The following is a 15,641-nucleotide window of genomic DNA, read 5'->3' as shown; positions in this document are numbered from 1 at the left end:
TTATGTGGACGCCCGCTACTTGGGGCGCAAATATGAAGGTAATATATGTTTTGGATTTATAATAAAAAAACTGTTTCGACGAAAATAAGAAATAACAATATAGAATTTGATATTAGAGATGGGCTCTCTGAAAACCAAAGAAAAGTTTTATTTGCGTTTTATTTTCTTAATGATAGTCCAAAATATGAAGATGTGATGACTTATGAGAATGGTATAACTTTTGATGAAATTAAAAAAGAATTAAAGAGTAATAAAATCTACAATTATTCAGACAATGAATTAAAAGAGATAATAAATGGGTTTTCAAAGCAAAAATATCCACTATTATCTGTGAACGAAAATAAAGAAATCTGCAAAACACGTGTCTTTGATAAAATGTTTGAGGGGCAGAAAGAAACAGATTATACACAGGATTCTGTATTGTCCTCTCTATTTCCTAACTATCTTTGTAATGGTGGCAATGGGTATTCTCCTCATGATATTGCTGATGTTTGTGAAGCAATAAATAGATATGTTAACAACCGGGAAATTTCTGATGAAGAAATTCATAATATTTTGAAAGACAACTCAGATAATGATTTAAAGGTAATCGTTGAAGCTTTTGTTAATCACAGGATAAGTGTTCTTGGAAGAATAAATAGGTTTAAGTATGATTCGTACGAAAAAAACTTCAGAATTCTAAAGTTTGGTTCTGAAAAAGTAAAAAAAAGGCTTGCTGCCCATTTGTCAATTGAAGAATATGAACAATTAATGAAAAATCAAATAGAAAAATTTGGAAATATAAATAAAGAATTGATAGAGGAACAAAGAAACTTACTTGAAAAAGATGCACTTTGTTATTTTGTATCAATTTAGAAGTACACATAACAAGGTTTTCAAAGCCGATAAAAACTTTGTCGCAAAAGTTGCTCTTCGTGCCTTTGCGGCACCGCAACTTTTGCGCCAATTTTGCCCGTTGGGCAAAACCGTTTTTACGGTTTAAAACGCTAGTTATGGTGACACTCCAGTGGTATGATATTGAAAATGGGAATTTTCTATGAAAAATGTAATGAGTAATTTAATTATTAAATTCAACGGTGAAACTTTCAATAATATTAATAAAATAATCACTGATGAAGAAGAAAGGCTTAAAACAGAAAAGATACTTTACAGCAGAATGGGGGATTTGTATGAAGAAGTTTTCAAAACAAATCCAAATATAGTTTTTGAATCAAGAGAAGCTTTCGGCGACATAATAATTGATGACAATCATATTGTTATCTTATGGAATGTTTTTGGAAAAAAAATAGAATTCAATTTTGAAGAGTATTGGGATATAATTGAATTATATATTGAAACAGAAAATAGCAATGTAACAATTAAAGAAATAGTGAAAGCGTTTACTAATTACTTTTCGAAAAAAATAAGGTATGAAGTGGAAACAAAAAAAATAAAAGATTCTACTTTTTTTATGCTTTCAATATACGATACATAATAAACATTTTAAATCACTGACTTAGCTCAACTTGCATCAAAAAATAATAAAATCATAAGAGAAATAGATAATAATTATAAATATTGTTATGTGGACGCCCGCACTGGGGCGCTTTTTGGAGGAGAAAAAAAATGGAATTTATAATTTTAGCACTTCCGGTTTTGGCACTAATTTGGATGATATCTTCTATAATCCGATTTTGCAGGACAAATAAAGAAAACTCAGAAAAAAGAAAAGAAATAAAAAAACATATAATAATTTCTGCAGTATTGATTGTGGCTTGGATTGCAATAATTGGCGGTTTTTTGCTTTTTATAATATATTCAATTGCTGTTCACGGAATGTAATATGAAGAAAAGTTTTATTGTACTTTTTATTATCATTTCCATATTAGGGATGACAAGTCTTATATTTTATGGAATAAAATTTAATATAGTTCATAAAAATTCTGGAATGATATCAGTAGTTGCCGGAAGTAACGAAGCTTCAACACTTGCAATCAGTTTGAATGAATATCTTCCGTTTGATAAAAACTCTAAAATACAATATACAAGATCGAATTTTAAAATAAACGAAAATATTCCAATCCTTGACGGAGCAAGCGCATTGTATCCTGTTTTTTCTGCCATTGCATCAGCAATTTACCCTGAAGAATCAGTTTGCTTTGACGGCAAAAAATTTACTGAAGAAAGCAAAGTTCAAATGAGCAATACAAGGGGCGCTTACAAGTCTGTTGTTGACGGAACTTCTGATATTGTGTTTTGTGCTGCGCCTTCAAAAGAACAATTATTATACGCAGAACAAAATAATGTAGAATTGGAATTTGTTCCAATTGGTTTGGAAGCCTTTGTATTTATTGTAAATGTAAACAACCCCGTTACTGATTTGTCAGTTAATCAGATAAAAGGAATCTATTCTGGGAAAATTGAGAACTGGAAAAAACTTGGTGGAGAAAACTGTTTAATTGCAGCGTGGCAAAGAAAGGAAGGAAGCGGAAGCCAAACGGCATTTTTAAACTTTATGAATGGAGAAAAGACTCTAACAAATCCAATTGGAATTTTAATTGGTAAGCCCATTGGATATTCATTCCGTTACTATGTAGAAGGAATCACACGAAATGAAAAAGTAAAAATGATTTCGCTGAATGGAATTCCACCTGTAAAAGAAAATATCCAAAACGGAAAATATCCTCTATCTTCTTATTTTTATGCTGTATACAGAAAAGATAATAAAAATGCAAATGTCAAAAACGTAATAGACTGGATTCTTTCGCCGGAGGGGCAGGGAATTATCGAGAATAATGGTTATGTACCGTTGGGAAAATAAAAAATGAAGATTATATTTATTTCAATTATAGTTTTTTTTATTATTTGCACTTCTGTTGTAATATATAAATTGATTTCAAGAGAACTTAAAAAAAATTCTGCAATTCTACAAAAGATAAAAAATGAATGTAAATCCGAAGAAGAACGTAATATTGCATTAAATAATTTAAAAAAAAGAAATACAAAAAAAGTTATAGTTATTTCATTAGTTTTTTATATAGGTCTTCCTATCATTTGTTTTCTCTGTATCTTAGTTACAAGAAAAAATTCTGTTTCTAATATAAAGCCAATCGGCTCTTATGGATTATTTGAACAAAATGGCATAACTTATTATGGAAAGCATGACTATGCGATTTTCTGTGAAAATAATGGATTCCTTACATTTTCAACTTATAAAATCTTTGATAAGAAAAATAAAACTGTTTTTGAAACAAAATCTTATGAGAAGTTTCTAAATAAATTGGAAGATATGTTTAAAAATACAAATATAAAAAAAATCAATTTTTATGGAACTTGTCTTTCAGATCCAGGATATAAATCTTTAGGATATGCAATAAATAATTCCACCTTAATTCAATCTCATGAAATAGAGAAACTCCAAAATGGTCAATTAATCCATATAAAAACTGTAAATGGAATATTGATAAACATAGAATATTTATGGGAAGATATGATTTGCACTTGTAAAGGAGCTTAAAAAACTCCTGCAAACAGTAGATTTCATAAGATTAATAAAAACATAACGTATAACACCGACAGTGGGACAATCCCATTGCGGTTTAAAATAAAATGTTATGTGGACGCCCGCTACTTGTGGCGCAGAGGAAAATGGAACTTGTGGATACTGTAATACTATGACAGCTACTTTCTTGCCAGAAGGAACTGCGTTGACTGTAGTTCCTCCAAAAAATGCAAAAGCAAATAATAGTAAAGCCATAGACTATACAAAAATATATACAGGAACAAGTAATGCTCCAAAAATTAGTCCACAATATAAAGGAGGATATAAAATATGCTTATTGAACATTTTACTGGAAAAAAGGAATGTGATAATATCAATGAGTTAAAAGAAGTTCTAAAAAATAGAACAGAAAAAGGTGTTAATGAGTTCATTATTTCACCAAATGAAAAATTTCCATATATGATAATGGGTGTAAATGGAATATATGCCTGTTTGAGTTATTTCCGAAATGAAGATGATCCTGGCTTTTCTTCCGTAAATGCAAATCCTATTTTGGATTCATCAGGTATTAGTGTATTTTATACTAATACGGATAATGAAGAAATCGAAGTTGCAAATTATTCAATTGTTGAAGTTGAAAAAGCCGTGTCAGCCGTTGAGGAATTTTTTTACACAAAGCAATTACCAAAATGTATAGAATGGGAAGAATTGTAACCGACCGTTGAACAATCATATAACAAGAAGTTCAAAGCCGACACAGGCTCAAGGCCTGTGCGGTTTAAGCAATTGTTATGTGGACGCTCGCTACTTGGGGCGCTTGGAGAAAAATGAAAAAAGTAATTTGTATATTATTTAGTTTTGTAATTTTGCTCACTTCAATATTTGCCGATAAAAGTCGTTTTTATGAAAATGGAAAAGTCCTCGATACAATGTATGTGAATTCCGAGGAAGGCTTGCGAGTTAGGGATTATCCTTCTCTCAAATCAAACAGACTATGCGGACTTGTGCACAGGCTTCCTGTCAAAATTGTGGCATTAGGGCGAATAGAAACGATTGACGGAATTACTGCTCCGTGGGTAGAGATTTTGATTCCACGTTACGAGTGGAAAAGCGAAGAGCCTGTATACGGCTGGGTGTTCGGCGGGTATCTGGTAAAAGAACAGCCTGAATTTGACAGCTCGAATTGGGACAGTGCAGCTGTAAAGCGTTATCTCATGTCAAAGGAATGGCAGATGCTGGTTTGGTATGACAACTGGGGAGCGGTAAATTTTTATGAAAACGGCAAGGCTGAAATAACAGGAAAAAGTATGTCCTCTTCCAAAACATGGACTTTCAACTATCAGATTTTAAGCGGCAAGAAAATCAAAATCAGCAATATTTCTGACACACAAATCCGCTCTCACTCAATTCAGCAACCGCCCAGCAGCGAGATTTACAACCAGACCTACACCTTGGAATTCAGTGATAATCTGCACGTCAGAACAAAAGAATCAAGTGCGTTAGATTTGTTTTACTATGTTCCCGCAGATTTTCCGGAACTTTTTACCCGACGCGAACTTTACGAAACCGATGATTTTCAATGGCACAGCGGAAATTACTATGACTATAAACAATTCAGGAACTATTTTGAGTTTTATGTTTATCAAAAAAAACGGTTCAACGAAATACAAGACTCGGATATTCAGAATTTTATTAAATATGGATTGTCGCCAGAAGGCACGGATTACGAACAGCAATATCACGACTATTGGGATCCGATTATGGAAGAACACCAGAAAAAAGCTGAGGAGATGAAGTAAAATCACAAAAGAAAGCTTAAAAGAAAATGTCGCAGTCAAGCTAGTCAACATTTAAGCAATTGTTATGTGGACGCCCACTACTTAGTGGCGCTTGGAGATAGGATATAATTTTGAATACATATAACGAAGATACTAAATATATAATTCCAGCAGGCACGATTCTTGATTATTCAAGAGGTACAAGATATTGGGAAGATTCGTTTTATTTTAAAAGCTCAGACGTAGAACAAGAAACTACAGAAGAAATCGTAATTCCAAAGGGCATAACAATAATTGCCGAAGGTTGCTTTGCTGGCTGTGTAAAATTGCAGAAAGTACGAATGCCCGATTCTATACGCTTAATCGATGAAGGGGCTTTTGCGAACTGCCGTAATCTGAGCATAAACTGGTCAACGACTCTGGAAGAAATTGGTCCTTGCGCTTTTGAAAACACATCATTGGATAATTACGATTTGCCTAAGTCATTAAAATCAATTTCATTCAAAGCCTTCAACAAGAATCTTGATTTGATAAAAGTACCATCTTCGTTGATAAAATGTTCTACGACGGCTTTCGGGACTTATTCAAAAACCACGGAAGTGCTTTTAAGAAATCCATCTTACAAGCTGATAGACAACTGTTTGATAAATCTGACTAACAATACGCTTTTGTTTATAAATCCTCGTAGTCAGTCTGTAACCCTCCCGAAAGAAGCTCGGTATTGGCATGATATAAAATTCAACGGCGTAAAACTTACAGTACCGCTAGCTCTGATTGACGAACATTTTTGGAACGGATTAAAATATCGATGCAGTCCTATTTATAGTCGCCCCCTAACTGTTTATTCTGAATATTCGGAAAAAGCACAACGTCTATATGATGACAATTGTAGTAAAAGCGATTTGTTTAGTAAAAAAATAAAATACGAAAGAATCGATAATTATGATAAATGTAAAATCACATAACAAAGGTTACGACCTTCGGGTCAAGCCCGCTGCGGTACAACCAGTTGTTAGGCTGACGGCTCAATGAGCCGCTTTTTTTGTGGTATATGGGGCGAAAAATGAAAGCAAAGAAAATCATCATCTGCATTTTGGCATTTTGTGTATTGAGCGTGGCGAGTGCGGACGGAAAGAAAAAAGCAAGCGAGTTTGCCTACAGCGGAAGTGACGACATCGACAGCGTTGCCTGGTACGAGAAAAACAGCGGAGATAGAACTCGCGAAGTGATGACAAAAGCTCCCAACTCGCTCGGACTGTACGATATGAGCGGCAATGTCTGCGAATGGTGCTGGGATTTTTACAAAGGAAAATACTACGAAGAAAGCCCTGAGAAAAATCCGCGCGGTGCTGATTCTGGGGATTGCAGAGTTGCAAGAGGCGGAAGTTATATTGACAGAGCGATTTTTTGCAACAACATTTTCCGCCGAGCTTCCACAGATACAGGACTCGGAACAGATTTCGGCTTCCGCGTGGTAAGAAACGCAACGAAAGACACAACCGTTGCGGACGATTTTGTTTTTGTGCAAGGCGGTTCGTTTGTCATGGGAAGCGATGAGATACTGGAAGATGAAACGCTAGGTAAGAGGGGGCTAATAAATGAATATTATTTCCCAGCGCACAAAGTGAGCGTGGATAGCTTTTATATGTGTATCCACGAGGTAACGCAGAAAGAATACGCTCAGTTCTACGCGAACACAAGCGAATTCAAGGAAGGCGGTTCATACCCCGTGGAAACAGTGAACTGGTACGATGCAGTTTTCTACTGCAACGCACGGAGTCGAGATGAAGGGCTTTCGCCGTGTTACTATGTTATTGACGATTCAGACTTGCACAGGCGGGTGGACATCTACACAATGCACGATGTCTACTTCGGCGAAGGTGGAAAGGACGCCGAAATCCACTGCGACTGGAATGCCGATGGCTACCGCCTTCCCACCGAAGCTGAATGGGAATATGCCGCAAGAGGTGGAGCCAAATGAGAGCAAAGAGAATTGATAAGGAATATTTTATAATCGGGTCAAGCCCGATTATAAAATGAATTGAACTTTAGGGCGGTGACAAAGAAGCGGTTGTACGCGACTTTCGTCGCTTAGGATTTGAGAAACAGAAGCATTGCTTCTAAAAATATACGGATTTTATTTCCAAAAGTATAAAAGGCATGTAAAATCTGTATGAAATATTACAGCCTAACAAAAGCTTCAAAGCGGATTTTGCGGTCAAGCCGCAAAACCGTTTAAGCAAATTGTTATGTGGACGCCCGCACTGGGGCGCTTTCGAAGGAGTAAAAATGAAAAAAGTTTTTTTATATTCTTTGCCTTATTTTTTTCATATAATCTTTTTGCAGAAGTTTTGGTCGTAGGAAAAGATGTCGATTTTGGAAATTTTATTATTTGTCAAAATTTAAATAATAAAAAGAAATTTTATATTTTAGGACATTTAAAGACTATTTCTGTAAATAAAAACGATATACTTTCGCCAGGTTCAAAGTTAGGAAAAGCAGGAAATACCGGAAAATGTTATTCCAAATGTGGCGGTGTATTTAAAAACTCTGTTCGCGTAGAAAATTATCCTCAATATTTTAATGCTGGTTGGGGTACACATTTGCATGTCCAATTGGTAATAGTTGGTGCGTTAAAAGATTTTTATAATTCTGAAAATGGCAAAATTACATCATCTAGGTGTAACTCTTATAATCCTTTTAGACATAATGATAGATGGAGTGAATAGTGTATGAAGAAAAAAAAATTTTCTCTGTTTTTTTTAGCGATTACTACAATGTTTTTTACTTTTGCAAGCCCTTATATTGAATATGAAGTAATTAGCGAAGCAGAATTAACTCAAAATCCTATACCACATTATCGAGTTATTAAAATTCTACAAAAAGGAGAAATACTTAATAATAATTCAGAATTTTTATCTTGGAATGAAAAAGAGTATGGTATCCATTTTATAAAAGCTTACACAGATAAAGGAGAATCTGGTTGTATAAATATTGAAGATATAAAAATAAAGAATAGTGCTGTAGCGGATGAAAGGTTAAAGAATGGAAATTGGATTGCAAAATATTGTATAGATTCAATATATAAAAATGACATAAATATCATTTTTGAGAATGAAGGAAATATAAAAAAATATGTTGAAGGTAGACCTGTAGAATTGGATCATGATTGGCCGTGGCAAGATTATATGGATTTAACAAGATTATATGTAAATAATTTATATATCAATATTTCATTTTCGATAAATAATTATTTGGGAATATTCAATGGAATAGAAGACAAGATTTATCATCTATATGATTATTCAGTTTGGAATTATACAAAAAATAAATATACCAATCAATTTAAAGAAAATGAGAGACATATTCTTACTTGTAGTTTTGATGGTGATTACCTAAATGTTTTTATTGATGATGATTTCTTTATGACATTTGTAAATGTTGATAATAATCTTGAAGATGAATGTATCAAGTTTATAAAAGGCAAAACTTATAATATAAGCAAAGTTATTTGGCCACGTCATGCCGACGGTTCTTGTGATTATGAACTGACACAAAAAACATCATTTACTTTAGAATCAATAATGACAGTAAAAGAAAATTTAAAATTACGTTCTGAAGAAGCAACTTCATCAGAAGGGCTTACTGTAATGTCAGAAGGTTCAAAAGTTCAAATTCTTGAAATTGGAAAATCTGACATAATTGGTGGAATAAAGAGTAATTGGGTAAAAGTAAAAATACAGAAAGGTTCTAGAACTCCTGAGGGGCATTTAATAAGACCTGGACTAATCGGATGGTGCTACGGCGGGTATTTGAAGTAGAATATCACATAACAAAGCTTCAAAGCCGACAAACCGGTCAAGCCGGTTTGCGGTTTAAGCAATTGTTATGTGGACGCCCGCTACTTGGGGCGCTTGGAGTAAGAATGAAAAAAGTAATTTGTATATTATTCAGTTTTGTAATTTTGCTCACTTCAGTATTTGCCGATAAAAGTCGTTTTTATGAAAATGGAAAAGTCATCGACACAATGTATGTCAATTCAGAAGACGGATTGAAGGTTCGCGATTATCCTTCCCTCAAATCAAACAGACTCTGCGGACTTACACATCGTTCCCCAGTAAAAGTTGTGGCAATCGGTAAAGAAGAAACGATAGACGGAATTACAGCTCCGTGGGTAGAGATTTTGCTTCCCCGCTACGAATGGAAAGATTTTGAAGCGGAATATGGCTGGGTGTTCGGCGGATATCTTTCAGCAAAACAGGCGACTTTTTCAACGAAAGGCTGGACAGACTGGAATTTCAAAAATTATCTTTCAAAATCTCATTGGATAGAAGACAACGATAAGTACGACCGCACTATTTTATGTTTTGAGGAAGACGGAGAATTTAAACTACAGATTGAAGAAAGAGGAGCGGGTGCATTCGGAAAATGGCAGATTGATTTTAAGAATATGTCTGTAGTCACCAAATCTGCCTTTATGTTTGCAGGTGATGATGATTATACGCCTGAAGATGAAACAATAGTTTACAAAATTGGAAATATCACCGAGTTTTCTTTTACGGTAAATGGACAACGATACATTCCCTATTGTCAGTGGGGCGTCTTATATAATGAAAAAAATGTTAAAAACACAGATAAAGACAGTTCAAACTTTAATCTTAGTGTAAAAACTTTCTTGAAGGCTTTGTATTCTTCCGAAAGTATTTTTGGTTCAATATACAGCAGGTCATCGAATTTAAGAGATTCATACATCAAATATGGTATTTTTTATTCAAAGAACCTAGATTATATAAACTCATATCATGCTTACTGGGATCCGATTATGGAAGAACACCAAAAAAGTGCTGATGCGATGAAATAAAAACACATAACAAAGCTTCAAACCGGTCAAGCCGGTTTGCGGTTTAAGCAGTTGTTATGACGACAGGCACACTGGCCTGCCCTTTTTAGAAAAAAAAGATGATCCTAAACTAATTTCCGTAATGAAAAAAGCTTTGGAGACTAATAAAAAAATAAAAGTTGAATGTGAGGAAGGCAGTTCAATAATAAAAGTAAAATTCGGAGGTGAATATGAAGGTAATTAAAAACTTAATTTCCAGTGTGTTAATTATGACTTGTTTCACAAGTTGCTTTGGAGGGAGAGGATGAAAGAAAAGTTTTTGGCGATTTTGGGAGTTTTTGCGTTGTTTAGTTTCACTGGCTGTTTTGGCGAAGTGAAAAGAATAAAAGTCTACAAGAACAGGGCTGAGTTCGAGAAGTTTATTTTGCAGAGCCTTGAAGAGCAGTATGGAATGGAATTCGTTGTGGAAAAAGATGTTACAGGCGACGAACCATTATTTTACTTTGAACGGTGGTACTCAGGATTTACAGGAAATGTAAGGCCTGCAAGCAGCAGTTCTGGAAACGAAAATGTATTGCACAGATATTACACGGTCTGTAATAGTAGAGGTGATTTCGTCACACACGCACATGTGAGTTTGTTTGAAAAACAGCTCCGAGCAGATGTCGAGAAAATACTAAACGACAACGGCATAAAATACTCGTTCATTGAATTCCGAGGTATGAGCCGAAATCTTAGCAAATGGTCAAAAGACTCAACCTATGAGGAATATAAGGCAAGCAAAGATTATGAAAGCTGGATTTATATAAAGCTTCCACAAGCGAAGAGTAAAGATCCAGAAACATGCCCGAAAGAGTATGCAAAGGTAATTCTTCCGATTATGAAAAAAGTGTATACGCTTCTTGAGCCTGAATATAATCCTACAGTTGTTTTCTATGTCGACGAATATAAAGTTGAATGGTATGACCCATACGACGAAAAAGATAGGGAGTATGAAAAGAAAAACTGTCATATAGTTTTATTGGATCTGAGCAAATATAACAATTACCTTGACTGGACGGAGCATGATATTGAAGTAGAGGTTCGTCCCGTTGAAGAGAAATGGCTGGAATTGCTTGAACTTGATGACTGAATGATACCAACGGACTGGAGTGAGCCGCAGGAGATTTTGCAACGAGGAATAATTTTGTTGTCGGCTCGTTTTCTTAAGAAAGTATTGAAACAACTTTTGTTTAAAGCCTATTTTGGAGAGAAAACGGCTAAAAAACAAAAAATAAAAAGGTAAATTAAGAGAAAGATTTTATGCAGAAGGAGAAAATTATGCAGAGTTATTCAGAAAATTATTTTTTTGACAAAATCGAAGATTTGGTGCTCCAAAAAGAAAAAGATGGTGATTTTTGTTGCAGAATCACAAAACCGCACGTTTGCGACGACGACTCAGTCTATATTTATGTTGTCGACGAAGTGAGTTTTGAGAGAGTCAAGCCGACAATCCTTTTGATTGCAAAAAAGTTCCTCGCGATTTTGAAAACAGTCCGCGTTTACACCGAAAAAGAATACCCAGAGCTGGGATATGACGTGGGCTTGGTTTGCATGGAAGACGATACGCATTTTTACATCGATATGTGGGAAGAAGCTGTAAACAACCAGTTTGACGTTTGCTTTTCTTGCAAAGATGGTGTTATCACTTTTGAGAATTTCAACAGAAGCGTTGAAGTCGGCATAGTTGTGGAGTAGAAGAAGATGAATTTTGGAAAAATCGTTTTGCTTGCGGTGGTTTTGCTCAATTTCGCTGGCTGCTTTGGCGGAGGAAGAAGATTGAAAAGAGAATACAACACAAAAGAAGAGTTACAGCAGGATATTGTGAACGCAGTGAGCGAGCAATACGGAATGCAGTTTGAAATCGGAAAGGGACTTAGTGGTAATCCACCAACAATGGCTTTGGGCTGGGACTTCGGGTTTTATGGTTATTTGCGTCCTGTTGATTATAGTGAGGAGTATAAGAACTATAATCTCTATACTGATTATACAGTCTGCAATGAAACTGGAACTTTCAAAACACAGGCACATGTCCGTATGTTTGAGAAGCAACTCAAAGCTGATGTTGAGAAAATCCTTGACGACATCGGAATGAAATATGACATTCTGGAATTTCGCGGAATGGACAGAAATATAAACAAATGGTCAAAAGACTCAAGTTATGAGGAATATAAGAGAACAAATGATTTTGAGACATGGATTTATATTAAGTTGCCACCTCAAAAAACTTTTGACCATGAATCTAACAGAAAATACTATGCACCTATAGTCTTGCCTATGGTAAAGAAATTGTATTCAGCTCTTGAGCCAGAATATAATGTGACTCTTCTTTTTTATTTGGACGAATTCCATTCTGAATATTATTCTAAATTTGAGAAGAAATTATATGTAGATGATATTAAGAATCCTGTGGCTGTATGTCTTGATTTGGGGAGATACAATAATTACTTAGACTGGACAGAAGAGGATTTTAGAAGAGAAGTACATATAACAAGTGAAGAACCGTTCATCACAGCGTGGAAAAAAGCCAACGGACTGGAGTAGCAGAAAATGAAATCGCTTGCCAAGCAAATCGGATTCACAATCATCGCAATACTGTCTCTTCTCGTTCTTTTCTCTTGTTTCACAAGTTGTTTTGGAGGAAGAAAATTGAAAAGAGAATACAACACAAAAGAAGAGTTACAGCAGGATATTGTGAACGCGGTGAGCGAGCAATATGGAATGCAGTTTGAGATTACTCCTGCTCTTAGTGGAAGTAATGCAACAATGGCTTTAGGCTGGGATTATGGATTTTATGGTTATTTGCGCCCTGCCGACATTCCGGAATCTTATAAGAACTATAACCTATATACCGATTACACTGTCTGCAATGAAACTGGAACTTTCAAAACACAGGCACATGTCCGTATGTTCGAGAAGCTGCTCAAAGCTGATGTCGATAGAATCTTTGCCGATATCGGAATGAAATATGACATTCTGGAATTCCGCGGAATGGACAGGAATATAAACAAATGGTCCAAAAACTCAACTTATGAGGAATACAAGAAAACAAATGATTTTGAGACTTGGATTTACATTAAGCTGCCTAAACAAGAAAAAATAGGAATTGAAAATAACAGAATAAAAACTTTATCAATTAAAAATGGTAATAATACTATAAGTGTGGATTTGAAAGAAACTCTTCAACCTCAAGTGTTTGATGTGGATTTTTCTTCAAGAGGTTTTAGTATAAAATCTACCAACTTATACAAAGGTACTAAGTATAATGACACCTGTATTGCCGAGTTTGATATTCTTACAGATGATGGTTGGCTTATCGGGGATTAGTTAAAAAAAGCAAGGTCAAGCCTTTGCTTTTTTTGTATATTTTTATTGCAAATACACTCTATTTGTATTATATTTGTATTAGAAACAATTTTAATGGAGGTATATTATGGCTACATCAGTTTTACAGACAAGAGTAGATACAGAAACAAAATTAGAAGCAGAATCTCTTTTTGACTCATTAGGATTGGATATTACTACAGCCATAAGGCTTTTTTTGCGCCAGTCCATAAATCAACAGAGAATTCCATTTGATATTGTTCCTCCAAAGTACAATTTTTCAGAAGAAACTCTTGCAGCAATTGATGAAGCCCGCAGAATCAGCAAGGATTCAAGCGTAAAATCGTATTCAAGTGCAAAAGAACTTTTTGAGGATTGCGAATAATGGAATGTATTTTAAAGAAAACTTCGCAATTCAAGTCAAGTTTTAAGCTTGCAAAGAAGCGTGGTTTGGATATTTCGCTTCTTGAAGAAGTTGTAAATAAATTAATGGAAGATAAACCTCTTGAAGAAAAGTATCACAATCATGAGCTTGTCGGCAATTTCCAAGGAATTTGGGAATGTCATATTCAACCAGACTGGCTTCTTCTGTATTTAAAAGAATATGATGACAAGATAAAGAAAAATGTTCTTGTACTGACACTAGTTAATACAGGAACTCACAGCGATATTTTTAAGAAATAACACATAACAAAGCTTCAAAACCGATAAAAACTTTGTCACAAAAGTTGCTCTTCGTGGCTTTGTGCCACCGCAACTTTTGCGCTAATTTTGCCGTTGGTAGAACCGTTTTTGCGGTTTAACTCATTGTTATGACGACAGGCACACTGGCCTGCCCTTTTTAGAAAAAAAAGATGATCCTAAACTAATTTCCGTAATGAAAAAAGCTTTGGAGACTAATAAAAAAATAAAAGTTGAATGTGAGGAAGGCAGTTCAATAATAAAAGTAAAATTCGGAGGTGAATATGAAGGTAATTAAAAACTTAATTTCCAGTGTGTTAATTATGACTTGTTTCACGGGCTGTTTTGGCGAAGTGAAAAGAATAAAAGTCTACAAGAACAGGGCTGAGTTCGAGAAGTTTATTTTGCAGAGCCTTGAAGAGCAGTACGGAATGGAATTCGTTGTGGAAAAATATGTTACAGGCAGAGATCCGTTATTCCATTTTGAACGAGGGTACTCAGGATTTACAGGAAATGTAAGACCTGCAAGCAGCAGTTCTGGAAACGAAAATGTATTGCACAGATATTACACGGTCTGTAATAGTAGAGGTGATTTCGTCACACACGCACATGTGAGTTTGTTTGAAAAACAGCTCCGAGCAGATGTCGAGAAAATACTAAACGACAACGGCATAAAATACTCATTTCTTGAATTCCGAGGCATGAGCCGAAATCTTAGCAAATGGTCCAAAGACTCAACCTATGAGGAATATAAGGCAAGCAAGGATTATGAAAGCTGGATTTATATAAAACTTCCACAAGCAAAGAGCAAAGCCCCTGATTTAAGTTCAAAAGAGTATGCAGAGGTAATTCTTCCGATTGTGAAAAAACTGTATACGCTTCTTGAGCCGGAATATAATCCGACCGTTGTTTTTTATGTCGATGAATATAAAACTGAATGGTACAATCCATACAAAGAACAAGCACAAACATTTGAGGCGAAAAACTGCGAGATAGTTTTGTTGGATTTAAGCAAGTTCAACAATTATCTTGACTGGACGGAACATGATATTGAAGTAGAAATTCACCCCGTTGAAGTAGAATGGCTGGAATTGCTGGAACTTGATGACTGAATGATACCAATGGCATGGAGTGAGCCGCAGGAGATTTTGCAACGAGGAATAAACATTTGTTTAAAGCCCATTTTCTTGCAAAAACGGCTAAAAAACAAAAAATAAAAAGGTAAATTAAGAGAAAGATTTTACGCAGAAGGAGAAAATTATGCAGAGTTATTCAGAAAATTATTTTTTGTACAAAATCGAAGATTTGGTGCTCCAAAAAGAAAAAGATGGTGATTTTTGTTGCAGAATCACAAAACCGCACGTTTGCGACGACGACTCAGTCTATATTTATGTTGCCGACGAAGTGAGTTTTGAGAGAGTCAAGCCGACAATCCTTTTGATTGCAAAAAAGTTCCTCGCGATTTTGAAAACAGTCCGCGATTACACCGAAAAAGAAT

20 protein-coding genes and 1 pseudogene are annotated in these 15,641 nt (G+C 35.0%); all 21 read left to right on the top strand.

The annotated features are described in order from the left end of the window. The first annotated feature begins 45 nt into the window (after window positions 1-45). Window positions 46-855: a hypothetical protein gene (locus TRESADRAFT_RS00510; protein ID WP_002701826.1), complete on the top strand. Its 810-nt coding sequence runs from the start codon at window positions 46-48 to the stop codon at window positions 853-855. Between the two features lie 181 nt (window positions 856-1,036). Next, a complete protein-coding gene (locus TRESADRAFT_RS00505) occupies window positions 1,037-1,474 on the top strand; it encodes a hypothetical protein (protein ID WP_002701824.1) in 438 nt (145 codons plus the stop codon). Window positions 1,475-1,605: 131 nt separating this feature from the next. Continuing rightward, entirely contained in the window at window positions 1,606-1,821 is a 216-nt protein-coding gene (locus tag TRESADRAFT_RS00500) for a hypothetical protein (RefSeq protein ID WP_002701822.1), read from the top strand. 49 nt (window positions 1,822-1,870) lie between these two features. Next, window positions 1,871-2,800, top strand: coding sequence for a PstS family phosphate ABC transporter substrate-binding protein (locus TRESADRAFT_RS00495; protein ID WP_217169636.1), 930 nt, complete (start codon window positions 1,871-1,873; stop codon window positions 2,798-2,800). Window positions 2,801-2,869: 69 nt separating this feature from the next. Further along, window positions 2,870-3,496 (top strand): hypothetical protein, encoded by a 627-nt coding sequence (locus TRESADRAFT_RS00490; protein WP_141607014.1) that lies wholly within the window; start codon window positions 2,870-2,872, stop codon window positions 3,494-3,496. A gap of 157 nt (window positions 3,497-3,653) precedes the next feature. Further along, entirely contained in the window at window positions 3,654-3,866 is a 213-nt protein-coding gene (locus tag TRESADRAFT_RS16160; protein ID WP_159100010.1) for a hypothetical protein, read from the top strand. Then, window positions 3,812-4,195 (top strand): Imm1 family immunity protein, encoded by a 384-nt coding sequence (locus tag TRESADRAFT_RS00485; protein ID WP_002701816.1) that lies wholly within the window; start codon window positions 3,812-3,814, stop codon window positions 4,193-4,195. The genes TRESADRAFT_RS16160 and TRESADRAFT_RS00485 overlap by 55 nt, the downstream gene beginning before the upstream one ends. Window positions 4,196-4,308: 113 nt before the next feature. Then, window positions 4,309-5,280 (top strand): hypothetical protein, encoded by a 972-nt coding sequence (locus tag TRESADRAFT_RS00480; protein ID WP_002701813.1) that lies wholly within the window; start codon window positions 4,309-4,311, stop codon window positions 5,278-5,280. 110 nt (window positions 5,281-5,390) lie between these two features. Then, complete coding sequence (locus tag TRESADRAFT_RS15520) at window positions 5,391-6,224, top strand: leucine-rich repeat domain-containing protein (RefSeq protein ID WP_002701811.1); 834 nt, start codon at window positions 5,391-5,393, stop codon at window positions 6,222-6,224. A 98-nt stretch (window positions 6,225-6,322) separates the two neighbouring features. Continuing rightward, window positions 6,323-7,240: a formylglycine-generating enzyme family protein gene (locus TRESADRAFT_RS14755; protein WP_002701809.1), complete on the top strand. Its 918-nt coding sequence runs from the start codon at window positions 6,323-6,325 to the stop codon at window positions 7,238-7,240. A gap of 268 nt (window positions 7,241-7,508) precedes the next feature. Then, window positions 7,509-7,988 (top strand): M23 family metallopeptidase, encoded by a 480-nt coding sequence (locus tag TRESADRAFT_RS15860; protein WP_002701808.1) that lies wholly within the window; start codon window positions 7,509-7,511, stop codon window positions 7,986-7,988. Window positions 7,989-7,991: 3 nt separating this feature from the next. After that, window positions 7,992-9,080, top strand: a complete 1,089-nt coding sequence (locus TRESADRAFT_RS00470) for an SH3 domain-containing protein (protein WP_002701806.1) — start codon at window positions 7,992-7,994, stop codon at window positions 9,078-9,080. Window positions 9,081-9,184: 104 nt separating this feature from the next. Continuing rightward, window positions 9,185-10,120, top strand: coding sequence for an SH3 domain-containing protein (locus TRESADRAFT_RS00465; RefSeq protein WP_040841849.1), 936 nt, complete (start codon window positions 9,185-9,187; stop codon window positions 10,118-10,120). Window positions 10,121-10,403: 283 nt separating this feature from the next. Then, on the top strand, window positions 10,404-11,231 hold the full coding sequence (locus tag TRESADRAFT_RS00460) for a hypothetical protein (protein ID WP_002701802.1): 828 nt from the start codon (window positions 10,404-10,406) through the stop codon (window positions 11,229-11,231). Between the two features lie 188 nt (window positions 11,232-11,419). Then, a complete protein-coding gene (locus TRESADRAFT_RS00455) occupies window positions 11,420-11,836 on the top strand; it encodes a hypothetical protein (RefSeq protein WP_002701800.1) in 417 nt (138 codons plus the stop codon). A gap of 6 nt (window positions 11,837-11,842) precedes the next feature. Continuing rightward, on the top strand, window positions 11,843-12,682 hold the full coding sequence (locus TRESADRAFT_RS00450) for a hypothetical protein (protein ID WP_002701798.1): 840 nt from the start codon (window positions 11,843-11,845) through the stop codon (window positions 12,680-12,682). Window positions 12,683-12,787: 105 nt separating this feature from the next. Next, the gene (locus tag TRESADRAFT_RS16555) at window positions 12,788-13,465 is read left to right on the top strand and encodes an NADase-type glycan-binding domain-containing protein (RefSeq protein ID WP_245534311.1); all 678 of its coding nucleotides are present in this window, start codon (window positions 12,788-12,790) and stop codon (window positions 13,463-13,465) included. Between the two features lie 106 nt (window positions 13,466-13,571). Next, window positions 13,572-13,847: a type II toxin-antitoxin system RelB/DinJ family antitoxin gene (locus TRESADRAFT_RS00440; RefSeq protein WP_002701795.1), complete on the top strand. Its 276-nt coding sequence runs from the start codon at window positions 13,572-13,574 to the stop codon at window positions 13,845-13,847. Continuing rightward, window positions 13,847-14,146, top strand: a complete 300-nt coding sequence (locus TRESADRAFT_RS00435; RefSeq protein ID WP_002701793.1) for a type II toxin-antitoxin system YafQ family toxin — start codon at window positions 13,847-13,849, stop codon at window positions 14,144-14,146. The genes TRESADRAFT_RS00440 and TRESADRAFT_RS00435 overlap by 1 nt, the downstream gene beginning before the upstream one ends. A gap of 281 nt (window positions 14,147-14,427) precedes the next feature. Continuing rightward, window positions 14,428-15,255, top strand: coding sequence for a hypothetical protein (locus tag TRESADRAFT_RS00430; protein ID WP_002701791.1), 828 nt, complete (start codon window positions 14,428-14,430; stop codon window positions 15,253-15,255). 148 nt (window positions 15,256-15,403) lie between these two features. Next, window positions 15,404-15,641 (top strand): annotated as a pseudogene (locus TRESADRAFT_RS00425) (hypothetical protein); the annotation flags it as partial.

This window comes from Treponema saccharophilum DSM 2985 (assembly GCF_000255555.1).
Lineage (GTDB): Bacteria > Spirochaetota > Spirochaetia > Treponematales > Treponemataceae > Treponema_D > Treponema_D saccharophilum.
The sequence above is the reverse complement of the archived record's forward strand: the minus strand, read 5'-3'. Positions and strand labels throughout refer to the sequence as shown.